Origin of the sequence: Izhakiella capsodis, from assembly GCF_900115045.1 — a bacterium.
Taxonomy (GTDB): domain Bacteria; phylum Pseudomonadota; class Gammaproteobacteria; order Enterobacterales; family Enterobacteriaceae; genus Izhakiella; species Izhakiella capsodis.
Genome location: NZ_FOVC01000004.1, coordinates 156,574 through 181,619, shown reverse-complemented (window position 1 = coordinate 181,619; position 25,046 = coordinate 156,574). Strand labels below are relative to the sequence as shown.

Here is a 25,046-nt window from a genome sequence, read left to right as displayed (position 1 = left end):
AACGTTAACAGCTTGTCGCTGCAGCGCGCCGACAGGACAGCGTCACTCTTCCCCATTCAGCCCGGCGCGGTTCAGCAGGAACTGCGAGAGCAGGGCGACCGGGCGACCGGTTGCCCCTTTGGCTTTACCTGAACGCCAGGCGGTGCCTGCAATATCGAGATGCGCCCAGTTATATTTACGCGCAAAGCGTGCCAGGAAGCAGGCAGCGGTAATTGCACCACCAGGCCGGCCGCCGATATTTGCCATATCAGCAAAGTTAGACTCCAGCTGTTCCTGGTACTCATCAGCGATTGGCAGACGCCATGCACGATCCCCCGATTGCTCCGAGGCACTAATCAGCTCATGAGCCAGAGGATTATGGTTTGATATCAGACCACTGATATGATGGCCAAGCGCAATCACGCAGGCGCCGGTCAGGGTAGCGACATCAATCACCGTTTCTGGTTCAAAACGTTCAACATAAGTCAGCACATCGCAGAGAACCAGACGGCCTTCAGCATCCGTATTAAGCACTTCTACCGTCTGACCGGACATGGTGGTCAGAACATCGCCGGGACGCATAGCGCAGCCATCCGGCATATTTTCGCAGCCCGCCAGTACGCCGATGACATTCAAAGGCAGGTTTAGCTCGGCCACCATGCGCATGACGCCATATACTGAGGCGGCGCCACACATGTCGTATTTCATTTCGTCCATGGCTTCGGCAGGCTTGAGCGAAATGCCTCCCGCGTCGAAGGTCAGACCCTTGCCGATCAGCACGATTGGCCGGGCGTCTGGCGCCGGGTTTCCTTTGTATTCAATCACTGACATCAGGGACTCATTTTGCGAGCCAGCGCCGACCGCCAGGTAAGCATTCATGCCAAGCTCTTTCATCTGCTGTTCGCCGATGACGCGGGTGCTGATATTCTTATTGAAACTGTCAGCCAACTGACGCGCCTGGGAAGCCAGATAGGCCGGATTACAGATATTTGGCGGCATATTGCCCAGATCTTTTGCGGCTTTGATGCCCGCAGCTACTGCCAGACCGTGCTGTATCGCGCGCTCACCGCAGGTTAGCTCGCGACGGGTGGGGACGTTAAACACCATTTTACGCAGCGGGCGGCGCGGTTCAGTTTTGTTACTTTTTAACTGGTCAAATGAATAAAGCGTCTCTTTTGCAGTTTCGACCGCCTGACGCACTTTCCAGTAGGTATTACGCCCTTTAACATGTAGCTCCGTTAGAAAACAGACCGCTTCCATTGAGCCGGTATCGTTAAGTGTATTAATTGTTTTCTGAATAACCTGCTTGTACTGACGTTCATCGAGCTCGCGCTCCTTGCCGCAGCCAATCAACAAGATACGCTCGGAGAGAATGTCAGGCACGTGATGCAGCAGCAGCGTCTGGCCTACTTTGCCCTCAAGTTCCCCACGGCGCAGTAGGGCGCTGATGTAGCCATCGCTGATTTTATCCAGCTGTTCTGCAACAGGTGACAGACGGCGCGGTTCGAAAACGCCTACCACGATACAGGCGCTACGCTGTTTTTCCGGACTACCGCTTTTTACACTGAACTCCATGCATTCTCCTGAATCTTAAAGACAACGGCGTTTGCTGCAGATAGAATGGTACGTTTTAGTACAGCATATTGCCACGGTAATAAATCGCCGTTGATTAAACGGAAATCTGGTGGTGCAGGGTGTTAAAATTTTGGTACACATTTACACCACCAGAACCTATGCGTTGTCATACTATTCCAGCGATGACAACAGCCATTAATAAGAAAAAATGGCTAATAAGCGATGAAACTAGCGATTTTCCTGCAAAAAGACAAGTTTTCACAGGCGTACTCAGCGTGATCATCATTAGATATTTGGTTCGGGAAACCTTTAAAAGCCAGTTAGCCATTCTGTTTATCCTGCTACTGATATTCTTCTGCCAGAAGTTAGTCAGGATACTGGGTGCAGCGGTTGATGGCGATATTCCCACTGACCTTGTTTTAACCCTTTTGGGGTTGGGCGTGCCACAAATGGCGCAGTTAATACTGCCACTTAGCCTGTTTTTGGCAATTTTAATGACTTTCAGCCGGTTATACACTGAAAGTGAAATAACCGTGATGCACGCTTGCGGTCTTGGCAAATCTGTGCTGATAAAAGCAGCCTCGGTACTGATGGTGATTACGGCGATTGTCGCCGCCATTAACGTCGCCTGGCTAGGGCCGTGGTCACAGCGTTATCAGGACGAAGTGACGCAGAACGCGAAAGCCAATCCGGGGGCGGCAGCGCTGGTTGCTGGTCAGTTCAAAACGACGAATGACGGTAAAAACGTGCTGTTTATTGAGCGGGTTAAGGGCAACGACTTTGAACATGTTTTCCTGGCCCAGCTGCAGCCAAAAGGCAACGCCCGGCCCTCGGTAGTGGTTGCCGATCATGGCTTCATGACGCAACGGCCCGATGGATCGCAGTTGGTCACGCTGGATAAAGGAACCCGCTTTGAAGGCACCGCGATGCTGCGTGATTTCCGTATTACCGACTTCCAGAACTACAAAGCGATTATTGGCCACGAAGCCGTGCCGTTCGACCCGAATGATGCAGAGCAGGCCGATTTCACCGCATTGTGGCACTCTGCTAAACCCGAGTTTCGCAGTGAATTTAACTGGCGTCTGACGCTGATATTTTCAGTATTTGTTATGGCGCTGATGGTGGTTCCGCTGAGCGAAGTCAATCCACGTCAGGGCCGCGTGATATCGATGCTGCCGGCAATGCTGCTGTACCTAATCTTTTTCTTACTGCAAAGCTCGATACGCTCCAATTCCGCCAGAGATCACCTGAACCCGCTCTACTGGATGTGGGGGATAAACCTCAGTTACCTGGCGCTGGCGCTCATACTTAACGGCTGGAATACAGTACCGATGCGTCGCATTCGCGCACGCTTTAAACGTAGGGGGAGCGTTTAATGTTTGGCGTACTCGACAGGTATATCGGTAAAACCATTTTTAACACCATTATGGCGACGCTATTTATGCTGGTTTCGCTGTCCGGCATCATCAAATTCGTCGATCAGCTGCGTAAAACTGGCCAGGGTGATTACACGGCTCTCGGCGCGGCGGCGTATACGCTGTTAAGCGTGCCGAAAGATATCGAGGTTTTCTTTCCTATGGCTGCACTGCTGGGGGCGCTGTTGGGACTGGGTACGCTGGCACAGCGCAGCGAGCTTGTTGTTATGCAAGCCGCAGGCTTTACCCGCCTGCAAATTGCTGGCTCGGTCATGAAAACGGCGATCCCTTTGGTACTGTTGACCATGCTGATTGGCGAGTTTGCAGCACCACGGGGTGAACAACTGGCCAATAATTATCGCGCCCGGCAGCTACTCGGTGGCGCATTGGTTTCTACTCAGAACGGACTATGGGCGAAAGACGGCAACAGCTTTATCTTCATCCAGCATGTCCGCAACGACAGCACCCTCGAAGGCATTAATATCTACAACTTTAACGATAAACGCCGCCTGGAAACGGTGCGTTATGCTGCATCTGCCAAATATAACCCCGGCACCCGGCAGTGGGATCTGTCGCAAGTGGAGGAGTCGAACCTGACGAATCCGCAGCAGATCACCGGCAGTCAGACCCTGAAAGGGGAGTGGAAGAGTTCGTTGACGCCGGATAAATTAGGTGTGGTAACGCTTGATCCTGACTCACTGTCAATTCGTGGCCTCTATGATTACACCAAATATCTCAAGCAGAGCGGTCAGGAGGCCGGTCGTTACCAGCTAAGTATGTGGAGTAAAATATTCTCCCCGCTCTCAGTTGCGGTGATGATGCTGATGGCACTGTCATTTATATTTGGTCCTCTGCGCAGCGTGCCGATGGGGGTTAGGGTCGTTACTGGGATCAGCTTTGGGTTTGTTTTCTTTGTTCTGAATAACATTTTTGGCCCGCTGAGTCTGGTATATGGGCTGCCACCCATTATCGGCGGTCTATTGCCGAGCGCAGTGTTTTTGGCCATCAGTGTATTTATGCTGGCCAGACGAAAATAATCCAGGCTTGATTGCCTTAAGGCGGGCGAGCAAATGCATTGTTAAAGCGGATCCTGCAGCCACAGCTGTCGGTTTTTCTTACCGCTCAGTGCGGCATATTACGTCGGCGGATGATCCGTTGATCTGCCTGTGATGGAGCGCACTGTTGCCTGACGCCAGCTACAGCCATTGCGGCAGGAAGGTTGAGATGAAAAATAACAGCAGGCCGATGAATCCACCAACCAGGGTGCCATTAATGCGAATACGCTGTAAATCTTTGCCGATATTTAGCTCAATGTGATGAGCCATATCGCGGGCATCCCAGCTTTTAACCGTGTCGCTGATATGACGGGTGAGAAATTTAGAAAAATCCGGCGCTGCACGTTCGGCGGCATTCTCCAGGTGCTGATTAAGCGACTGACGCAAAATCGGGTCATCACGTAGCGTTTCACCAAACCACTGTGCGGCTTCGCGCAGTCGGGCATTTACCACCGAGTCTTTATTCGCCAGGTCCTGCCTCAGCCAGTGACGCAGTTCGTTCCAGAGCTGGCGAATATAGTGATTTAGCGCCTCATCTTCTTTCAGGTAGCGCTTAATTTCTTCTGAACGCGCGGCCATTTCCGGATCGCTGCGCAGGCGGGCAATGAACGTGTTGACGCTACGGTTGAACGCTCCACGCAGGGCGTGGGCGCTGTCCTGCTCTACGTGGGTCAGTATAGATTCAACAGCATCAGCTGCCAGCGCTGCGCTTTTTTCTCCCAGCCACTCGCTGGGAAGTACTTTTTCTTTCCACGGGTGATCGCGTTTCAGCCATGCCACCACTTCTTTAGCAATAAAATCGTGGGTCGCCGGTTTATTCATCAGGTGCAATATCTGCTTCAGAGCATCATCCAGCAGCGCTTGGTGGCGGTCGTTGCGTGTCAGACTCTCAAGGATCAGCGCCGCAGACTGACTGAGATCGATCTTATCGATCGCCCGATGTACCGCACGGCGAATAAAATCCTGAATGCGGCTATCATCCGCCATATCAAGAAATCCGTGCATCAGACGCAGCAAATAACCGCTCAGCCTACCGGCGTTCTCGGGCTTACTGAGCCAGCTGGCGACCAGCTGTGCCGGATCGTAACGACGGATGAGCGACAGCAGTGAATCAGCGTTAAGGAATTTATCCTGAACGAAGGCGGCGAGGTTATCGGCAATACGTTCTTTATTATTTGGAACGATCGCAGTGTGGCGGCCGATCAGCGGCAGCGGAATACGATGAAACAGGGCGCTCACCGCAAACCAGTCAGCAAGCGCACCCACCATCGCGGCTTCAGAAACTGCCTTCAGCGCTGCCAGCCACAAGCGGTCACCAGGATAAAAAACCGGATAGAGAAGTGTAAACAAAAAGGCGGCAGCGGCAGCCAATAGCATTACGCCGGGCCATAGCCTGGCCCGGCGTAATGCCCGTTCTTTGTTATCTGTCATCCTGTACGAAACGCTCCTCAGCGACGACGCCCGCCCATCAGGCTACCCAGCACGCCGCGTATAATCTGGCTCGCTATCTGGCGGGAAGCGCTCTTCGCCATGCTTTGCACAATACCGTCACGTTTGCCCCCGCGCGGCCCGGTAGTGCCAAACATAATATCCTTCAGACCGCCAAGAATACCGTCATCCACTTTTACGTTAGTGCCTTTAGCTTCCGGAGCATTGGCTTCTTCGCTGGCGTGCTGAACCCCTTGCGCCAGCCGCTCAAAGGCCGATTCGCGATCAACCGCCTCATCATATTTGCCGAAAAGAGGTGAATGATTAATCAAACCATTGCGCTCATCATCCGTGGCCGGACCCATACGCGACGCTGGCGCGATAACCATCGCACGTTCCACAATACCCGGACTGCCTTTCGCATCGAGAAAAGAGAGCAGCGCTTCGCCGATACCCAGCTGCTGAATGGCTTCTTCAGTATTGAACGCCGGATTCGATCGCATGGTCTGTGCTGCGGCTTTCACTGCCTTCTGATCTTTGGGAGTAAAAGCGCGCAGCGCATGCTGAACGCGGTTGCCTAACTGACCCAGGACGTTATCCGGTATATCTGAGGGGTTTTGTGACACAAAATAGATCCCCACGCCCTTAGAACGGATTAGACGAACAACCTGCTCCACTTTTTCCAGCAGCACGGCAGGGGCATCGGTAAACAGCAGATGTGCTTCGTCAAAAAAGAACACCATTTTCGGCTTATCAAGATCGCCAGCCTCCGGCAGGTGTTCATAAAGTTCGGCCAGCATCCACAGCAGGCTGGTCGCGTACAATCGCGGCATCTGATAAAGCTTCTCCGCCGCCAGAATATTAATCATTCCCCGCCCGTCGGCATCGGTTCGCATCCAGTCGCGGATATCCAGCATCGGCTCGCCAAAAAAGTATTCAGCGCCCTGTTGTTCAAGCGTCAATAATCCGCGCTGGATAGCGCCTACCGATGCGGCATTGATATTGCCGTACTGCGTCTGGAAGGCTTTGGCGTTATCGCCGATATACTGAGTCATGGCGCGTAAATCTTTGAAATCGAGCAGTAACAGACCCTGATCGTCAGCAATGCGGAAAATTATCTGTAACACGCCGCTTTGTACCTCATTGAGGTTCAGCAGCCGTGACAGCAATATCGGGCCGAGATCCGATACTGTCGCCCTTACCGGATGACCCTTCTCGCCAAAGATGTCCCACAGCACGACGGGATTTGCCGACGGTTGCCAGTCAGTGACACCGATGTTCTCCAGACGGGCTTTGAGTTTATCCGACGCGATCCCCGGTTGTGAAAGACCACTAAGATCGCCTTTAACGTCCGCCATAAATACCGGTACGCCAATGCTGGAAAAGCTTTCCGCCAGTTTTTGAAGCGTCACAGTCTTGCCGGTACCCGTCGCACCGGTTATCAGACCGTGGCGGTTAGCCATCGACGGCAGCAGTTCCAGCTGTTTTTCTTTGGTGCGGGCAATCAATAATGCTGAACTCATAGTCTGGGTCCTTGATAAAGGTAATGCATCAAGAATAGCAGGTTAGCATAGCAATGAGAGTTCCGGTCATCGTCTGCTGAGCATCGCGCTGATGTACCGACATATTAAAATCTGTTATGCGTTTTATTGTCTGCGGTTGATAAGTATAGTTGCTGAATATGCCCGTCCGATGCTGTTTTTATCCAAACCGCATGACGACGGGAAAGCCGGGCCGACTCTTTAGCAGAGGAGAAAGAAGAGAGCGCCGCAATCGGTGAAAATATCGTTTATTAAGGCGGCGCGAGGAAAATAATCAGGAAATAAACTGTTTACCTTGCTTGAGAATCAGGTCGCAGGCTTTGGTTTTCACTTTTTTTGCCAACGGTGTCTGTCCGAGACTGTTAAGGTTCACCTGCTGGCCATTACCGGTGTTCAGCAAACCCATCAGCCCCTGTTTATAGTCCTGCTTCTGCTCTGCCTGACTGGCATTTGCCAGACCAAGCTTACCCAATAGCTTATCTTTAATTGAGTCTGCATTATTATCGACAATGTTGTTTTGTAGGCAATATTGCAAGATACCGGCCGCGTTTGTCATGCTTTTAGCGCTGAGAGACTGATTACCGCCGTTAAGCAGGCCAGTAAGCGATGATAGCGAGGTTTGCGCCGGCTGCGGCGAAGACGCGCTGCCATTACCGCTGCTGAGTAAATTGGCCGCATTATTGAGCTGATCCTGCCAGCTTGATGCCGAAACCTGGCCTGCCAGTAAAAAAGAAGAAAAAGACAAAACCGCTACTAACCCAGTAGATACTTTCATATTAATTACCTTAATCACGTCTTTTACTACACCCTGAAGGTGAACATGTACACTTCCTAACTGTGACTTTAGTTAATAATTAAAGGTTGCGCAAAAATATGCGCTTATCGCAGATAATCAGATTACTCCTATCTCCAGCGGCATAAATGGCCCGAATGCGTGTGACCGCCGCGCAAATTTTCAGCACTCAACACTCGGGCAGAGGGATAGGGGTTGCACCAGCAGGGGGTAACGGTATAATCCACAACGTTTTCCGTATACCTTCCTTCAGTGCCGAAGTGGCGAAATCGGTAGACGCAGTTGATTCAAAATCAACCGTAGAAATACGTGCCGGTTCGAGTCCGGCCTTCGGCACCAAAAGCATGTAAATAGACGTCCAGTGACGTCTTTTTTTTATGCCTTAAATCCACGCCAGACAAGGCTTTCCACGATTTTCACCTCAACTGAAGTCAATCTGAGTTACCTCACATCAACATGCTTGTGAGTATAGAACCGAGTATATATGCTGGTTCGATATTGCTTATATACTCACGGCAGTACTATGGAAGGATAGCCGCTATGGCACTGACAGGTACTAAGGTTCGTTCTGCTAAATCTGAGGAAAAAGAGTATTCACTTGTTGATAGTGATGGCATGTTTTTGCTGATTCACCCCAATGGCGGCTTTGTTGAATAAATCAGATTTCAGGTAAGTATCCCCTGGCGGGCTGGGTTTTCAGGCGATACGCACGCTTTCAGGCATACCTGCTTTCGTCATTTTGTTCAATGCGCGCACCATGTCCATAGCCTCCGCAACCTGACCATCATAATCCCGCAGCGTCAGTGAACCGCCGAACAGCTGCTTTACCCGGTACATCGCCGTTTCCGCTATCGAGCGGCGATTGTAATCTGTTGTCCATTTCCATCGGGCATTACTCCCCCTTAGCGCTGATTCGCAACAGCACGGTTGCGGTCCGCGTATTCACCGGGCCAGTAACCCGCGCTCTTCCTGGGCGGGATAAGCGCGCTGATTTTCTTGCGCCGCAGTTCATCGTGACAGAGCCGGGTATCGTAAGCTCCGTCTGCCGCTGCTGCCCTGATTTTTCTGTGCGTCTGCCGGATAAGTCCCGGGAAGGCTTCTGAGTCCGTTACGTTGTTCAGCGACAGGTCTGCACAGATGATTTCATGTGTTTTACCATCGACAGCAAGGTGCAGCTTTCGCCAGATACGACGGCGCTCTTTGCCGTGTTTTTTGACGTTCCCTTCGCCTTCACCGAAAACTTTCAGCCCGGTGGAATCAATCACAAGATGCGCGATTTCACCCCGGGTAGACGTTTTGAAACTGACATTGACCGACTTCGCCCGCTTGCTGACACTTGTGTAATCCGGGGATCGCCAAGGAACGTCCATCAGGGCAAAAATGGAATCAATAAAGCCCTGTGCGGCTCGCAGGGTCAGCCGGAACAGGCGTTTAATCATCAGGACAGTCGTGATAGCAAGGTCAGAATAACGCTGAGGTCTTCCCAGGGGTGAAGGCGTTGCTGACTCATACCAGGCCTGGATCGCCTCATCGTCAAGCCAGAAAGTAATGGAGCCACGGTTGATGAGGGCTTTGTTGTAGGTAGGTCAGTTGGTGATTTTGAACTTCTGCTTTGCCACAGGACTGCCTGTATTGTCAGGAGAATACGTGATCTGATCCTGCAACTCAGCAAAAGTTCGATTTATTCAACAAAGCCATAGATATCCTGAAAATATCTTTTGGTTTAACGTTGTGTATAATTTTGTGAACGAATTGCAAGAATACGGGAGATTCATTACTGAATTTCTAATTTCTACGAATTTTTTTTGTAGGGATATTGGAGGCATGTAAATATCAAGTGACTCAATCCCACCTTGGCTAATAGTATACTGACCCGCAGATGTTTTGATTTTTCTTGATATTATTCTTTTCCCACCTTCATGATTGAAAAGATAAGATAAAAATATTGGTTCATATTCTTTACTGATTTTTAATCTTATTAAATGATCGTTGTGATAAACATTTTCTTTATATCCTTCAAAAACGGCAGAGCGTCCAACGTAATCTGGATTTCCATTTACACGAATAAAAAGGATATCCCCGTTAGCAACTAAAAAACGCTCTTTTTCGGAAGTTGTTAATTTGATTCTATTCAAATTATTATCGAAGCGTATCCCTTCATAATGAACATCTTGCAGTCTAAGTACCACTTCCCCAGTATTCTCGCTTTCTTTCCTTCTGCGTGATAATCCATTATTTGCATGAATAATGTGTTGACCTAACGGTCTAACATCCCATCCCATGGGATTTGATACTGGATCGCCGAACATTTTCAAGAAGGTAGCGCGCAAAAAATCATCAGCGAGTTTGACTGCTTGCTCACGTTTTTGACGTATATCAGCGGCTTTATCAAGAATATCTGCGATACGCTTTTGCTCAATTAAGGAAGGTAGAGGAACTTCCAATGACTTAATCAATCCTTGGCTAATATTAGGTTGAGCTCCACCAACCGCATTTCCAACAAAATAGCTAAATTTACTCCTCAAGAAGTAATAGAGATACTTCATATCAGCAATTGTTGTATCAGGCCTGATATTACAGATAGCTTGATTAGTCGCTGCATTAATGCCTAAAATCGCCAAGCGGCCAACAGTAGCTCCATACATTGCTATTAAGATTGAGTCTTTCTCAACTATTTTAGCACTGCTATTTTCTAGCCCTGCGGCTGTAATATAATCATTTGCGTCATAAATTGTTGAATCTTTAAGATCTCCTGATTTAATCCAGGGGATATCTCCTCCTTCATAATACTCAGGCTTTGACTTACTGGGTGTTCCACCGCTACCGGTGCTACAAAAATCCGCAATTTTTAAATAACGCCAGCTCACAGCATCCCCTCCAGCTCATCCAAATCCGCCAGAATCTCTTTCTCCAGGTCCTTCAGCCGCTTCAGTATCACCTTCGGATCTTCATACTCCTCGGCCTGATACACCACCTCTTTGTAACGATTGATAGAGAGGTCATATTTCTGCGCCGCAATCTCCGCTTTCGGCACCACAAACGCCGCCTGAGTGCGATCTTTAAAATCAACGCCAGCATTAATCCCTTCCGGTTGCTGCTGTTTTAGCAACGAGGCTGATTTCTCGCCCATAAAGTTATCAACCGGTAGCCCGCGCAAAGTACGGTAATGCTTCCAGCTTGCCAGCAGGTGTGGCAGATCGTTGTCTTTTACCGGGTTACGTTTGTCATCCAGGCTGTAGCCGTCATTCTGTAGGTCGTAGAACCAGACCTCATCCGTCTGACCGCCTTTGGTAAAGATCAGGATCGCCGTTGCCACGCCAGCGTAAGGCTTGAATACGCCGGAAGGCAGGTTAATCACCGCTTCCAGTTGGTTATCTTCCACCAGCGTTTTACGCAGCGACTGGTGCGCCTTGCTGGAGCCAAACAGCACCCCCTGCGGCACGATAGTGGCGCTACGTCCGCCTACTTTCAGCATTTGCAGAATCCGCGCCAGGAACAGCAGTTCGGTTTTTTTGGTTTTCACCATTGCCGAAAGCGTAGCGTCGATATCTTCCTCATCCAGTGAACCGGTAAACGGCGGGTTCGCCAGAATCAGGTTGAAAGCGTTTTTACTGGCCTGTGGGAAATTGGTGCTGAAGCTCTGGCTCATGGTGTCCTGATAGTGGATATCCGGTTCTTCTACGCCGTGCATAATCAGGTTCATGGCGGCGATACGCAGCATGGTGGTATCGAAGTCGTAACCGTGAAACATGTTGTTATCCACATGATCACGCCACGGCGTCAGCAGATCGCCGGTAAAGATTTTTTGCTCTTCTAATTCGCCGCGTTCGTTGGTAACAACCTCGGTATGAATGGACTCCAGTGAACTGTATTTCTCCAGCAGGTACTCATAACTGGTTGCCAGAAAACCGCCCGTACCACAGGCCGGATCGCAGATCGTTTCACCACGTGCCGGGTTTGGCTCCATCATTTCAACCATTGTGCGGATAATGTGGCGTGGCGTGCGGAACTGACCGTTGATCCCGGCGGTGGTCAGCTTGCTTAACAGGTATTCGTAGAGATCGCCTTTGGTGTCGCCACGATCCAGCGGCAGGTTTTTAATCACCTCCACGGCTTTGGTCAGCAGTGACGGTTTAACAATCTCCAGGCGAGCATCTTTCATAAAGTTGCCCAGCAGCGTCACTTTCGTATCTTCAGCTTGCCCAAGCTGACGGAAATGCTGGAATACGCCGTCGCGCACCACTTCCATCATCTCGTCCGAGCCAAGGTTGCTGTAGTGGCTGAAGCGGAACTCCTGCTGCTCAGGCGCAAAGCGTGGTTTAAAATCAACGCCTGCGATTTGCTTACGCTTCTCGTCCCGTTGTTCCTGGGTATCCAGCATCCTGGAGTACATCAGGTAGGTGATCTGTTCGATTACGGTCAGCGGGTTTGTGATACCACCCACCCAGAAATCTTCCCACAGCCCGTCGATTTTACTTTTTAAGTCACCGGTGATCATTGTTAACGTCTATACCCTGTTATAAATACCAAAGCCCCGCTGCCGGGGCTTGTCATGCGCGTATTATACCGTCGCCGCGTCGGTCACAACACCCAGCTCTTCGACTATCCTTTGCAACCGGGCGATCTGCTCTATATCGGGGAACACGCCGGTAACGCCTTCGTTGTGGATATGCGTAAATGGCTGTTCAAAGAGCTGCCGCATTTCAATGGTGCCGTAATCGCGGATGTGGTTTTTCAGCAGTGACAGGAAGCGCAGTTGCTGGCTGGTCAGGCTGTTGTCAGCGGCGAACTGGGCAAAACGTACCTCTACCGCATCGCTGTCCATCCCGATAATGGTACGCAAAAGTTTATCCAGGCTGGCGGTCGCCTGCGGATAGAACTCTTTCAGCGCACGGATATCAACGTTAGGGTTCTGGATCAGCACCAACTTAGCCAGTTCATCCAGCTCGCTTTGCGTCACCGTCTCGCCGTTGCGGATTTTTTTCAGTACCGGATTTTGCTGAAACAGGGGCTCCAACGCTCCTTGAACCTGCTGACGATAGAGTTTGAAATCAATCGAGCGGATGTTGGTTTTGCGGGTCTCCGTCTGGATCAGGTTCGCATCTTCGGTAATATCCACCTGTATCGAACCAAATTTCGGCGTCGCGTCTTTTTCCATCAGGTGCATGATGCCGCGCAAATGAATGCGGATATCCTCCAGTTCTTCCAGGCTGGCTTGCTTCCACCAGCCTAAATCACGAAGTTGATTAATCCGTTGTCCTTGCTGTTGCACCTGAGTCAGATGCGGCGGCAGACGTTCCACTTTCTCGATGATGACCGGCCAGAGCACATCCAGCTCTTCCGGGTTGGTATAACGGGCAGTTTGCGCCGCCAGAATATCCCTATCAAAGCGCATGGCATCGCTTTGCCCGCGCACGTCCAGCCACTGCATCAGCGGGGCCAGGGCAGATAGCAGATCCTGCTGTGTTTTCGGGGAAAGCTGGCGCAGCACTTTTTCATCGCTGTAGTGCGCTTTTTGCTGCCACTTCTCCTGCACAGCAATCGACTTTTCATCCAGCGCGTTGATCTGCTCGCGGAGCTGGTGAGCGACTAAATCCACCGCCTGTTTGTCGAACTTACGCTGCGCGGCAGCCCCCAGCATAACCCACGCTTCGAAGCGTTTTTGCGCTAGCGATTTTGTCGCTGTGACTTCGGCCTCTTCGGTATGCAGCTCGTGATACTCAAAATTGCCCCAGTGATCGAAGATGCGGAATTTCTGTTTATCCAGCGGTTTGCCGTTGTCATCGTAGCCGTACAGCCCCGCACAGAGGCGCGTACCACGGCCAATCATCTGCCAGAATTTCACTTTTGATTTGACCGGCTTGGCAAAGACCAGATTCACAATCTCCGGGACATCAATACCGGTATCAAGCATGTCAACTGAGATAGCGAGGGTCAGCTCTTTATTGGTGCTTTCATCCAGCCCTTTAAAATCGTCAATCAGTTGCTCGGCGCGGGGATCGTAGTTGTCGATGACCTGGCAGAAGCGTCCGGCAAACTGCGGGTACATGTCGTCGAATAATTCATTCAACAGCAGCGCGTGTTTGTGGTTACGGGCGAAAATAATGGTTTTACCAGGTAGTTGGCCGTCCCGATCTTTCAGGCCGTTTTCCATCAGGTTACGCAGAATATAGCGATTGGTGTCTTTGTTATGAATTGCTTCATCCAGCGCCTTGCCATCAAATTCCAGCGTATTAGGATCGATCCCCTGTTCTTCCAGTTCGCGGATTTGTGCGTCGCTTAATTTCTCCCGTTTGATGCCTTCGCGCAGAAATTCTGTGGTATGCGTGACAACCTCATAAGGCACCAGATTGTTATCAGCGATGGCATCTTCCAAGCTGTAGTTGGCGGTAGGAATACGTCCTTCACAACCAAACAAGCCGAAAGTGGTTTTACTCACCATGTCGATCGGCGTGGCCGTCAGGCCAATCTGGAGGGCATCAAAATACTTAAACAGATCGCCGTAAACGTTATAGATCGAACGATGGGATTCATCGGCGATGATCAAATCAAAATAACCGACATCGAAATGGTCCATGATTTTCATCATGCCGGGATAGGTGGCGATGTAGATCCTGGCATTCTGTCTGTCTGCTTTCTTCGATTTCCCGACCACATACAGCGGCTCATTGGTGAACTGATTGAAGGCATTCGCCGCCTGTTTACGTAGCTCTTTGCGGTCACAAAGAAACAGGACACGTTTTACCCAGCGGGCATCAATCATCAGTTTGCTTAGCGCAATTGCCACGCGGGTTTTGCCAGTACCTGTAGCCTGAACAATCAATGACTGGCGATACTTATTGGTAAACCGTTCGCTGACACGGGCAATGGTTTCAAGCTGATACAAACGTCCGGCAACGGCCTTACCTTCGTTATCTTTAACATGCGGCACGCTGTTCAGTGGCAGACGGGTTTCACGCTGCTGAATAAGATAGTGCAGGCTTTCCTTGCTGTAGAAGCCAAATACCCTGCGCGGAGGATAGCCATGCGTTTTATGGTCATCCCACAGCCAGATATCGTAGCCGTTGGTGTAGAAAATGACCGGACGCTGACCATATTCTTTTTCCAGCCAGTCTGCATACAACCGGGCCTGAATTCGTCCTTGCTCAGCATTGACGCTGGTTTTTTTTGCTTCCACTACCGCCAGCGGTTTATGCGCCTCATCCCACAAGACATAATCTGCATAACCGTCGCCGGTCACGGTAGGCTGTTCTTTAATTGGGTGTTCCTGTGTAACCTGATCGGTATTGTTAAGTTCTTCACCTACATTCCAGTCAGCAGCAAGCAGGCGGGAGTCTATCAGGCGGCGGCGGGTTTCTGCTTCATCAATAGAGAGGATATCGGCAACATGCTGGTTACGCGCTCTGGCTTCATTCAGGCGCTGAGTAAGGTGTTCGGCCTTTTCCTGCTCCTGTTGTAATGCGCGTTGTAATGCCAATTCGCGCTCACGGCTTTCATCTTGAGCCCTGATTGCATCTTCCAGACGTTTTTCATCTGCACGACCTGAAGATTGCGTTAACGGAGGGAGAGAAAATTTGGGGCAGTTATCAACATTACCGTGGGCGTAACGAACATATAGCCAGACACCTAATAAATACGCTTCCTTAAGCAGCCAGTAGGTATCTTTGGCTTTGATACGTCCGCCGTGCGCGGCGCGATTGCCGTGGATACGCAGCGCATCCATTTTCATGATGATGGCTTCCGGTATCATGCTGGTGAAGACATCGGCGTTCATTAAATCGTACAGATTCGCCTTGATGCCTTCCGGCAACCGCTCCTGACGATATAACCAACGCACCATCAATTCGGTATAGTTGCGTAGTTTAACCAGACTGCTTTCCGGGTCGGTGTGAACGTAACGTTCCGCCATACACGTGAGATCCGCCAGTTCCGGCCACTGGCTGCGCAACATTTCAAAATTGAGAGACTGCTCCATCAATCATCGCCTTATGTCGTCGATACAACAGGATTTCTGGAAAGAATATCACACTAAATTGGCCGACGAAGTGAGCTTGTACATCTTCAGGGCACTGAAGAATGAACACGTAGTACGGGGAAGGATAACTTCAGCGGTGCGTAAGATTCACATATTCATCCAGTAGATGGGTTAGTTTTGAGTTTTCTTGCTGACGCTGTAACAGCCAAAAGCAGAACTCTTTATCCTCCGGACTTTTGCAACAGTGCCGCTGAAGTTTAAAACCCTGATTAACCGCAGGTTTGGCGGCAGGCGCGCGACCTCCCGCCGCCTCCACGCACTACCACCACAGTTCGGCCTGCGCACCAACGGTTATCTGGCTGGCAGAACCGTCCTCAAAGCTGAAGCCATCGATCCCGTTTTTCGTTGTCCGCAGATACGAGGTGTAAAAGCGGATCTCTGGTCGGGATTTGAGCATACTGGTCCCCACCTTGAGCGTGTGGAACAGTGTGGTTTTATAGCCGGACTCCGTACGTGCCTCGGCGCTGGCCTGCTGTTTTTGCCGGAACCAGCCCTGCTCAATTCCGGTCTGGTTATAGCTATCCCAGATCCACGCGGAGCGGATCACGGCGCGGAGCGTATCGAAGCGCGTATCTTTCCCGGTGTAAGGGCTGTATAGCCCGCTGCCCCAGCCGTAGACCAGTGCGTTGGCAATAATGATGCGCGGACTAAGATACTGTTCACCCTGCGAAATCATCCGGAATGCCTGTCCGCCATGATCGCCGTAGTAATAGCGACCAAAGCCATAATCAGGATTGGCATCCGATAGATTCATAAAGCCGCTGGCATTTGAGTTGGTCGCCATTTGAAAGACAAAATCATTGGAACCGCTGTGTGCCAGAGGCTGGCGGTACAGCAGCGTGGCGAGCAGTGAATCCTTCATTTTGCCGAACGAATCCCCGGCCGGCGCCCCAGAGTGGTTGGCGTTGTTGTAGCGCAAATAGACGTCGGCGGTGGCGTCATTTATCAGCGGAATACCGCTGTAGCGTATATCCAGCGCATTGGTGTTGGTCTTGCGCCAGGCAGATTTATCCAGATTGTAAAGGTTTAAATCCTGACGGAGCAGGGCCAGCGATAGTTTACCCGGTCCGATATCCAGTCCCTCAACGCCTATGCCGCCAGCGGAGTCGGCCTTGTGCGCTTTCCAGTCCAGCATCTGAATTTCATAGTTTTTCAAATAGTGTTTCCCTACCCAGAATTGAGCTTCCGGGAAACCGGGCACAAAGCCGCTGGTATTGACATAGACATCGGAGAACTGCAGCAGATTATCGTTGCCGATGTTGTCACCAAACCAGGCATTGCTGTACGACGGTCCAACGTTACCGTCCAGACGCACGATGGCATTGATCTTTTTGCCGTCCTGGTTGAACACGCGCTGGTTAAAGATTAAATCGAACCAGCCCGACTGCTCATTACCAAAACGCCCGACGGAACCGGCGGCCCAGGCCGTCGGACTACCCTTATTGCCAGTTGTCCATCCCGTTCGCAGATACCCGCTGTAGGTAAAACCAATATCATCTTTAATAAATTTATTCAGTTCGCTTACCGTCAGAGGGCGATTGTCTGCCGTCTTAAGCCGGGTATCCGCCGGCAAAGTGGCGGGCACGGCTGCAGGCTTAACACCGTCTGGATAATATCCGGTGGCATCAGGTCGGTTCAGCGCGGCTGTCACCGAGTGCGGAGCTGTTGCCGGGGTGGCGGCCTGACGCTTCATCGCCATCAGTTCCCGACGGGTTTGTTCAAGCTCCTGCTGATTTTTACGTAACTCAGTTTCAAGCAGATTTAGACGTTGCTCCGTAGTTAACGGGTATCCAGCAGCATACAGGGACGTCAACGCCAGTGCGGCTGGCAGGGAGAGTAGAAGGATGTTCTTTTTATTCACGTTCATTGCAGTGCCTGTGGGATGCCGTGCTCAGAGGGTGGGTTTAAAGTTGGTACGGATGAAATACCCGGGCGTGCAACTCCATGCGTGGCAGTAGCTGTTAATCTGCTTACCGCCATAGGGCGATATGCCCGGCTCGCGCGGATTAAAACACTCCCAGAAAGTATCAGCGCCGAGGTTGAGCATTTCGCCCCAATAGTCGAGTATCAGCTGTTTTGCCTCTGTCACACCGTCGTTATGCACCAGCGCATCCACCATATAATGATACAAATATGGCGTTGTCGGGCCGATGGCGCCCGGCTCTTTCATAACCCGCATGAGGGCGTTTTTCGCTTTTGCCGCCGGGACGATGCCCGCCAGACCAAGCCATGCCTGTGAAGCCCAGGAGATCTGTTTATCTGCACCGCTAACGAAATATTCCTGATTCTCATCCCAGAAATGCTGCCGCGCCGCGTCGGCCATCGTTGCGCGCAGCGTCTCCCAGCGTTCGGATTTCTCCGGCTGGTTCAACGCCCGCGCCATGCGGGACATACGGCTCAGACTGAACATGACCACGCCGTGCATTGCGGCCGTTTTATCGAGCTCTTTTTTCCAGTCGATAAAGTATTTGATGTCCGCTGGCAGATGGAACAGCCCGGCACTGTCGACCTGTCGAAGTGCCAGCTGGAGCTGCTGTTCGGCAACGGGGAAAAGTTCGACTAACAGGGCGTAATCCCGATTGGTGAAAACGTAGTCATGCAAGGTGACACCAAACAGCAACGCATAATCCAGCAGGAAAGCTTCACCAATTCGCGGCACCGGTTTTTCGTAGACGCAGGCGGAAACGTAGCCGCGCGGATCGCGCAGAGCGGCAAACAGGTAGAGGCAGCGTTTGACCAGGTCGTGGTGACGGAAACTGACGTGATTAGTCATCGCCTGCAGATAGAGATCGCCTAGCCATAAACGCTGGTCGCGACGCGGACCATCTTCAAAGGTGGTCTGCATGCACTCGCTAAGCGTACGCATCGAAACGGCATCCAGCCTTTCCCATTCGGCGGAGGGATACTGCTGCGGTTTCAGGCTATCGGGTCCGGCAGAACTGACGCCATCGACGCTGGCCTGCTTCAGTAGGATGCCGAAGTTGTTGGAAGTAGCGATCACCTCAATCTTGACGAAGCGGAAAGCGTGCCGGCGCGGCACCCGAAACTGTGTCGGCAGGAAGTCCACGTTGACTACCTCATCGGGCAGCCAGGAGGGGCTGATCCAGCCATTATAGGGGTAGAGCGGTTCGGCGACATCGTCCGGGATCTCGCCAAAGGTCAGATGCAGCCGGGCCGGTGCATCGGCGCTTTTGCCCTGCCAGCCAAGGTCAAAGGACAGGTAGCCTGTGTAGTGATTACCGAAGTCGAGAATGATACTGTCACCGGATTGCAGCACCGTTTGTGCCACCTGTTGCGGTGTCAGATCTTTCTGCACCTTATAGCCGTAACGGCCATCGGCATTAGCCTTCATGGTGACGGAGCCGGTCATCGGCTGTAAATGATGATGCAGGGCAGGAGTTAGCGCCTGTGCTTTTTTCAACCACTGCCACGACTGCTCATCCATCCCGTCCGGCCGGGACAGTGGCGATATCTGGGAGGGGAGGCGCGGTGCGGCGATCGCAGGGATCAGTTTTGCTGAGGTGGAGAGCGCAGCAAATCCAACGAGTAGTTGACGACGATTCATGGAACCTCCTGTTTTTTTTGACAAAAAAAACCTGAACTTCCGCCGTACTCCCTACCGCATGATGCGATGATGAGTGAAGCATAAGTTCAGGTTTTGCCTACCGAGGTAGTGACATCCTAGTCAATCTACAATAATGCTATTTTTTTCGTCTTTACAGGGCTGTTCTTAAGAGTTTTATCTAATTGTGAATCTGATCATCATCCTGATTTATTCTCAGTCTGTGTATATGAAGTGTTAAAAACGCCATCTCATCGAGATTAAGTGTGTAATCATGTTTTTTTTCAATAAAATCGCTCAGCCGCTTGGCGCTTTTCCACGCGTCGGGGATCATGGTGGACAGGCCGGCATAAATATCCGGCGACCCGACAATATGCTGCTTGTTGTCAAGCATGCGCTGAATGAAGAAGCGCAGATGGATGATGAAACGCTGGCAAACCTCACTGTTTTCATTAAAGGCGCTACGCATTTCGTAACGCACAATATTCATAAGGTCGCGCAGAATCTCCGTTGCCTGCATATGGTGCTGAAGCGAACTGTCGTTGACCGCATTGGCCAGGTGCAGGGAAATAAAACCAGCTTCATCATCCGGTAAATCGACATGCAGGGCATCACGCAGCATCGCCAGTGCTTGCAGCGCCACGGCATACTCTTGCGGATAAAAGGCACGCGTCTCCCACAACAGGCCGTTGCGCAGTGACTTTCCCTGCTGATGCCGCGACACGGCGGCATTTATGTGATCGCTGAGGGCAAGAAACAGCGTTTCCGGAGCAGTAATTTTCAGTGATTCACCGGCCATCTGAACCACATTTTGCACCGCCATCAGCACTGACGGCGCAATGTCGCCAAGAATGGCCGCAAAGTAGGCACCCAGGCCTTCACTTTTCTTACCAAACAGATGCTCTATCAGCGCCTCGTTAACGTCATCGCCGGTTTTTTTGCCAAATCCTACCCCCCGGCCAACAGCGACAAACTCTTCATTCTTCGGGGACAGCAGCATAACCGCGTTGTTGCTTAAAATTCGCGTAATTTTCATAACCGACGTTCCCCAGGTAGATGAGGGGTGCCCTCCAGCATTAATCGATGCCGTTATTTTTAATGACGTTGGTATACCATTTGGCGCTGGCTTTCGGTATCCGTTTGAGATCTTTTAAATCGAACTCATCGCGGTTGACCCATATAAGGCCATAGCGCTTTGAACACCCCTGATGCGTGGAGATAACATCAATTGCCGACCAGGGGGTGTAACCAAATACCTCCACGCCGTCGGTGATCGCCAGCTGCATCTGCTTCAGATGGGCCTTGATATAGTCAACGCGGTAATCGTCGTTAACCGTGCCATTTTCCAGTTTATCGAAGGCGCCAATGCCGTTTTCTGTGACGATCAGCGGCAGATTATAGCGGTCATAAATGGCGCGCAGCGTGTTGCGAAAGCCCACCGGATCGACTTCCCAGTTGAAAGCGTTCCGCGCCAGGTGCGGATTCTTTGCACCGCGATGTACGCCCTCTTCACCAGAACGCAGATGCTGATCCGTCTTGCTGCGCGCCACGGAGTCGGTGCCGTCATTCCGGCTGGCTTCCACAGTCTGTGTGGTGTAATAGTTAAAGGCGATAAAGTCCGGCCGTCCGGCGGCCAGAATCTCCATATCCCCCTCCTCAATGTGCGGCAGGGCGTCTTTCTCCTCCAAATAGCGCCAGAAGGTGGTGTTATAGCGCCCCCAGACGGCCGCATCCAGATAGGCCCAGTTGCGGATAGCATTGTAGTTAAACGCGGCCGTAATGTCCTCCGGCCGACAGCTCAGCGGATAGATCAGTGCAATGTTCGGCGCCGGACCAATTTTTGCCTGCGGATGGCGGCGATGCAGGTTCTGCATGACTTGCGCCTGTGCAACTAGCATATTGTGGTTCTGTTGATAGAGGTTTTTGACCGGATTCTCCAGGTTCGGATCTTGAGTACCCAGGGCGTTTCCGTGCAAGATCATCATGTTCTGTTCGTTGATGGTCAGCCAGTAACGCACTTTGTCACCAAAAGCTTCAAACAGGACGTTGGCATAGCGAACAAAGGCATTCAGCGTATTGCGGTTGGCCCAGCCGCCTTTTTCCATCAGCGCCTGCGGTAAATCAAAATGGTACAGAGTCACCAAAGGTTCGATGTTTTTCGCGCGCAGTTCGTCAATCATTTGATGATAGAAGTCGATGCCCGCTGGGTTAATCTCGCCATCCCCATCCGGAATGATGCGCGTCCAGGCGACGGAAAAGCGGTAGCACTTAAGTCCCAGCTCGGCGAACAGGGCGATATCTTCCTTGTAGCGGTGATAGTGGTCGCTGGCGACCTTAAAATCCGTTGTGCCCTCCGGATAATGTTGACGCGCGTCGATGACCGACGGGCCTTTACCATCCTCATCCCAGGCGCCTTCCACTTGATAGGCGGAGGTGGCAGCCCCCCAGAGAAAGTCGGCAGGGAAAGGTTTCAACGTATTGTGTTTCATTGGGTTTCCTTATTTATTCAACGTCATCAGCAGATCGCCGGTCTGGCCTACTGTCTGAGGGCTTAGGGTAATCTCGGCGTAATCGTCGCTGTTGGTAATCACAACGGGCGTGGTGATGTCCAGGCCGGCGGCGATGATCCCGGCAATATCAAACCGTAGCAGCAGATCTCCCTGGCAGACCGTATCACCGGCCTTCACCATCACGATAAAGCAGGTGCCTGCCAGCTGAACGGTATCGATGCCGACATGGATAAGCAGCTCTGCCCCCTGGTGTGAGAGCAGGCTAATGGCATGGCCGGTATCGAAGACGCTGCTTACCACGCCGTCGACTGGGGCATGGAGTTCGCCTAATGCCGGGATCACCGCGCAGCCCCTCCCAACGATGCCGGAGGAGAACACCCGATCGCTAACCGACTGCAGAGGCACAATATTACCGGGGAAGGGCATCCTGATCTGCTCAGCGTGGGCGTAAGACGAGCCAGGGGCAGCGGGCGTAGCAACGGCAGGTTGGGTATCCACGGGTGCCTTCTGCTCCCCGGTAGGCAGCTCTTCTATGACGCCGAAGAACCAGGTAAAAAGCGCAGCCAGCACGAAGGCAATCGCACAGCCGACGAGGAAGCCGCCAAAACCATGGCCGTAATAGATAGGCAGCGTCAGCAGCCCGGTGATCCCCATCGACAGTGCTGAACTGTGCGCCCAGCCTACCACCATACCACCGATCGCTGCAGCGACAGTGGCGCAGATAAAGGGGCGCTTCAGTTTAAGCGTCACGCCATACACCCCAGGTTCGGTAATGCCGAACAGGGCGGAGATGAATGCCGACGCGGACAGCGTTTTCAGTTTAGGATCGCGGGTTTTCAGCATCACCGCGAGGATGGCTCCCGCCTGAGAGAATATGGCCGGGGCGGTGGCGGCTTTAAGATAGCTACGGCCGGTGACCGCAATGTCGTTCATAAACAGGGCGGCAAAGCCCCAATGAATACCGAAGATCACCAGCACCTGCCAGCATGCCGCAAACAGACCGCTGGAGATGGCCGGGCTGAACTGATAGATGGAGACGAAAATGGCGGCAAGCATCTCACTGGCCAGCGTACTGACCGGGCCGATTGTCGCCAGCGTCAGCGGCACCATAATGCACAGAAGGATGAAGGGCGTTAGTACGTTGCGGACAGTTTCATGTATCCATCGATTCAGTCTGAACTCCAGCAGCGACATTACCCAGACGGTAATAATGATCGGGATCACCGAGGAGGTATAGCGTACTACCACAACCGGCAGGCCAAAGAAACTGACGGTTTCGCCGGGCAGAGCGAGAGTAAGCATATCCGGATAGACCAAGGCCGCGGCAATCGACATAGCAACGTAGACGTTACACTGAAATTTTTTCGCTGCGGTTGCCGCCAGCAGAATGGGCAGGAAGTAAAACAGCCCGTCGGACGCCGCCCACATAATCCGCCAGCTGTCATCGGTTTTCGTCAACCAACCGGTAGCGAGGGTGATAGTCAGTAGCCCTTTCAGTATACCGGCAGCGGCCATGGCACCCATCAGGGGTGTAAAGATAGAGGACACGACATCAATAAATCGTGACACCACAGGTTGACGCTGTGCCGGGGCATCCTGAGCGTTTTCGACGGTGGATTCGCCGATCAGTAGCGCCAGCTCTTTATACACCTCACTGACGCGGTTACCGATGATAATCTGAAACTGGCCGCCGCTGTTAACGGTGCTGATCACCCCGTCCAGCGCGTTGATTTCGCTGTCCTGCACCAGAGAGGTGTCTTTCAGCGTCAGACGCAGACGTGTGGCGCAGTGCATCGCGGTGATGATATTGGGGGTAGAGCCAACCAGCGCCAGCACGCTACCGGCCAGTTGTTTCGCATTCATTTATTCACCTGTAAGAGTAACGACAGTGTCAGAGCAAGATTTTGTGCAAAAAAAAACCTGTTCAGAGGCCACCAGGGTGGACTCTGAACAGGTTTCGCTCGCTTTCGCGATAACGTCCGTTTATCAGGAGTGAAGTTATAGCCGGGGCAGCGTGAGAAAAAAGTGACAAAGTTCACAGTGTTAAATAAACCCGATTGGGAAAGATACTGTACCCTGTGCCAGGGTGTCCGCTAAAAAGGCAATAATCGCGACGCACCTTCACGGTCAGGAAAAAAGAACAGATGCAGCAAATCATTTACTACGGCAGGGATCTGTTCTGTTACACATTGTGTCAACCCATTGATGTTATTAGCACATGCACCTCGCAGATGTCCGGGCGGGAAAAACCGGTGGTCAACCCAAGGGCTCGGCACTGATGTGCGTCTCTTTCAAGTGATGGTGATGCCTCTAATTAGTTGGATTGGCACAGGATAAGATTTTTGCGATTTCCTCATCGCCACCGTTACTGTTCGCTGCCCCCGCTGTCAATCTGCTCAGGTCTGGCGTCATGGTCAAAACCCCAAAGGACGTGACCGTTTTCGCTGCCGTGACTCTCATCGGGTCTACACATGTGAAGCGCGTAAGCCTGGCGTCAAAGAACAAATTACCGGGCTGGCATTCAACGGTGCGGGTATCCGTGATACGGCAATAATCCTTAAAATCGGTATGAATACCGTTCTTCGCACTTTGAAAACGCTCACCAAAGCGAATGGCCTCCTCTCCCGTTGCGCATGCTGATATCGCACTATTTTGTGAAGTTGATGAGCAATGGGCCTTTGTTGGCAGTAAAGAACGAGCACACCGGCTCGGGTATGACTGCAATACTGAAACAGGTAGTGTGTTGGCCCATGCATTCGGACCCGGAACGGATGAAAACTGTCGTGAGCTACAGTCACTCCTTACACCGTTTACAATTGATACGATAACGTGCGATAACCGGGGGCGTTATGCCAGAGAAATCCCCGGAGATAAGCCTCTGAATAGCTGTCGTAAAGATCGCCAAAAATAGCGTTATAGGAAAAATTCAGTGGGTCAAAAGGGGGGCAAGATAATATTTACTTTATTGAATATATTAAAAATAATTAGATTTATTTTTTGGTGAGTCCGCCCATGCACCATAAGTATGTAAATGGACCTCAACTGAAGTCATTTTTAGGTCTGAAAATCGCGCCGCACAGAGCTTTCCACGATTTAGTTACTCAACCTAAGTCAAGCTGATTCAATCTACATCAACTTACAGATGCGGCGACA

The 25,046-nt window shown here is 51.6% G+C and carries 14 protein-coding genes, 1 tRNA gene and 3 pseudogenes; 5 read left to right on the top strand and 13 right to left on the bottom strand.

Features of this window, described 5'->3' with window-relative positions:
• Positions 1 to 42: 42 nt before the first annotated feature.
• A complete protein-coding gene (gene pepA / locus BM191_RS08260) occupies positions 43 to 1,554 on the bottom strand; it encodes a leucyl aminopeptidase (protein ID WP_092877019.1) in 1,512 nt (503 codons plus the stop codon).
• A 275-nt stretch (positions 1,555 to 1,829) separates the two neighbouring features.
• On the opposite strand from pepA, the gene lptF reads away from it, so the two are divergent.
• The gene (gene lptF, locus BM191_RS08255) at positions 1,830 to 2,930 is read left to right on the top strand and encodes an LPS export ABC transporter permease LptF (protein WP_092877264.1); all 1,101 of its coding nucleotides are present in this window, start codon (positions 1,830 to 1,832) and stop codon (positions 2,928 to 2,930) included.
• Entirely contained in the window at positions 2,930 to 4,006 is a 1,077-nt protein-coding gene (gene lptG / locus BM191_RS08250) for an LPS export ABC transporter permease LptG (protein ID WP_092877017.1), read from the top strand. The genes lptF and lptG overlap by 1 nt, the downstream gene beginning before the upstream one ends.
• 159 nt (positions 4,007 to 4,165) lie before the next feature.
• On the opposite strand, the gene BM191_RS08245 is transcribed toward lptG, so the two are convergent.
• From BM191_RS08245 to BM191_RS08235, 3 genes are all read right to left on the bottom strand, one after another.
• Complete coding sequence (locus BM191_RS08245; RefSeq protein WP_092877015.1) at positions 4,166 to 5,455, bottom strand: DUF445 domain-containing protein; 1,290 nt, start codon at positions 5,453 to 5,455, stop codon at positions 4,166 to 4,168.
• A gap of 17 nt (positions 5,456 to 5,472) precedes the next feature.
• The gene (locus BM191_RS08240; RefSeq protein WP_092877013.1) at positions 5,473 to 6,975 is read right to left on the bottom strand and encodes a helicase HerA-like C-terminal domain-containing protein; all 1,503 of its coding nucleotides are present in this window, start codon (positions 6,973 to 6,975) and stop codon (positions 5,473 to 5,475) included.
• Positions 6,976 to 7,267: 292 nt separating this feature from the next.
• The gene (locus tag BM191_RS08235) at positions 7,268 to 7,768 is read right to left on the bottom strand and encodes a DUF2501 domain-containing protein (protein ID WP_092877011.1); all 501 of its coding nucleotides are present in this window, start codon (positions 7,766 to 7,768) and stop codon (positions 7,268 to 7,270) included.
• 272 nt (positions 7,769 to 8,040) lie between these two features.
• Between BM191_RS08235 and BM191_RS08230 the strand changes: the two genes are divergently transcribed.
• Positions 8,041 to 8,125: transfer RNA gene (locus BM191_RS08230), tRNA-Leu, on the top strand.
• Between the two features lie 201 nt (positions 8,126 to 8,326).
• Positions 8,327 to 8,428: pseudogene (locus BM191_RS17520) on the top strand (tyrosine-type recombinase/integrase); the annotation flags it as partial.
• 54 nt (positions 8,429 to 8,482) lie between these two features.
• On the opposite strand, the pseudogene BM191_RS08220 reads toward BM191_RS17520, so the two are convergent.
• The 9 genes and pseudogenes from BM191_RS08220 to BM191_RS08175 form a co-directional block, all read right to left on the bottom strand.
• Positions 8,483 to 9,351, bottom strand: a pseudogene (locus tag BM191_RS08220) (IS5 family transposase).
• A gap of 120 nt (positions 9,352 to 9,471) precedes the next feature.
• Positions 9,472 to 10,653 carry a restriction endonuclease subunit S gene (locus BM191_RS08215; RefSeq protein ID WP_092877009.1) on the bottom strand — a complete coding sequence of 394 codons (1,182 nt, stop codon included), beginning with the start codon at positions 10,651 to 10,653 and terminating at the stop codon, positions 9,472 to 9,474.
• Complete coding sequence (locus tag BM191_RS08210) at positions 10,650 to 12,284, bottom strand: type I restriction-modification system subunit M (protein WP_092877007.1); 1,635 nt, start codon at positions 12,282 to 12,284, stop codon at positions 10,650 to 10,652. The genes BM191_RS08215 and BM191_RS08210 overlap by 4 nt, the downstream gene beginning before the upstream one ends.
• 63 nt (positions 12,285 to 12,347) lie before the next feature.
• Positions 12,348 to 15,761, bottom strand: coding sequence for a DEAD/DEAH box helicase family protein (locus tag BM191_RS08205; RefSeq protein WP_092877005.1), 3,414 nt, complete (start codon positions 15,759 to 15,761; stop codon positions 12,348 to 12,350).
• Between the two features lie 319 nt (positions 15,762 to 16,080).
• Positions 16,081 to 17,688 (bottom strand): carbohydrate porin, encoded by a 1,608-nt coding sequence (locus BM191_RS08195; RefSeq protein ID WP_230479554.1) that lies wholly within the window; start codon positions 17,686 to 17,688, stop codon positions 16,081 to 16,083.
• A gap of 24 nt (positions 17,689 to 17,712) precedes the next feature.
• Complete coding sequence (locus tag BM191_RS08190; RefSeq protein WP_230479553.1) at positions 17,713 to 19,386, bottom strand: alpha-L-rhamnosidase-related protein; 1,674 nt, start codon at positions 19,384 to 19,386, stop codon at positions 17,713 to 17,715.
• Between the two features lie 178 nt (positions 19,387 to 19,564).
• Positions 19,565 to 20,419, bottom strand: a complete 855-nt coding sequence (locus BM191_RS08185; protein WP_092877000.1) for a PRD domain-containing protein — start codon at positions 20,417 to 20,419, stop codon at positions 19,565 to 19,567.
• Between the two features lie 40 nt (positions 20,420 to 20,459).
• Positions 20,460 to 21,872 (bottom strand): glycoside hydrolase family 1 protein, encoded by a 1,413-nt coding sequence (locus BM191_RS08180; protein ID WP_092876998.1) that lies wholly within the window; start codon positions 21,870 to 21,872, stop codon positions 20,460 to 20,462.
• A 9-nt stretch (positions 21,873 to 21,881) separates the two neighbouring features.
• Positions 21,882 to 23,756: a beta-glucoside-specific PTS transporter subunit IIABC gene (locus tag BM191_RS08175; RefSeq protein WP_092876996.1), complete on the bottom strand. Its 1,875-nt coding sequence runs from the start codon at positions 23,754 to 23,756 to the stop codon at positions 21,882 to 21,884.
• Positions 23,757 to 24,248: 492 nt separating this feature from the next.
• Here BM191_RS08175 and BM191_RS08170 point away from each other — a divergent pair.
• Positions 24,249 to 24,774: pseudogene (locus tag BM191_RS08170) on the top strand (IS1 family transposase); the annotation flags it as partial.
• Between the last annotated feature and the right edge of the window lie 272 nt (positions 24,775 to 25,046).

Excerpts from the sequence above, each read along its gene's own strand:
- BM191_RS08175 (WP_092876996.1), bottom strand. The coding sequence starts at position 23,756 with ATGAATGCGAAACAACTGGCCGGTAGCGTGCTGGCGCTGGTTGGCTCT.
- BM191_RS08235 (WP_092877011.1), bottom strand. The coding sequence starts at position 7,768 with ATGAAAGTATCTACTGGGTTAGTAGCGGTTTTGTCTTTTTCTTCTTTT.
- BM191_RS08195 (WP_230479554.1), bottom strand. The coding sequence starts at position 17,688 with ATGAACGTGAATAAAAAGAACATCCTTCTACTCTCCCTGCCAGCCGCA.
- BM191_RS08185 (WP_092877000.1), bottom strand. The coding sequence starts at position 20,419 with ATGAAAATTACGCGAATTTTAAGCAACAACGCGGTTATGCTGCTGTCC.
- BM191_RS08240 (WP_092877013.1), bottom strand. The coding sequence starts at position 6,975 with ATGAGTTCAGCATTATTGATTGCCCGCACCAAAGAAAAACAGCTGGAA.
- pepA (WP_092877019.1), bottom strand. The coding sequence starts at position 1,554 with ATGGAGTTCAGTGTAAAAAGCGGTAGTCCGGAAAAACAGCGTAGCGCC.
- BM191_RS08245 (WP_092877015.1), bottom strand. The coding sequence starts at position 5,455 with ATGACAGATAACAAAGAACGGGCATTACGCCGGGCCAGGCTATGGCCC.
- BM191_RS08210 (WP_092877007.1), bottom strand. The coding sequence starts at position 12,284 with ATGATCACCGGTGACTTAAAAAGTAAAATCGACGGGCTGTGGGAAGAT.
- BM191_RS08180 (WP_092876998.1), bottom strand. The coding sequence starts at position 21,872 with ATGAAACACAATACGTTGAAACCTTTCCCTGCCGACTTTCTCTGGGGG.
- lptG (WP_092877017.1), top strand. The coding sequence starts at position 2,930 with ATGTTTGGCGTACTCGACAGGTATATCGGTAAAACCATTTTTAACACC.
- BM191_RS08190 (WP_230479553.1), bottom strand. The coding sequence starts at position 19,386 with ATGAATCGTCGTCAACTACTCGTTGGATTTGCTGCGCTCTCCACCTCA.
- BM191_RS08205 (WP_092877005.1), bottom strand. The coding sequence starts at position 15,761 with ATGGAGCAGTCTCTCAATTTTGAAATGTTGCGCAGCCAGTGGCCGGAA.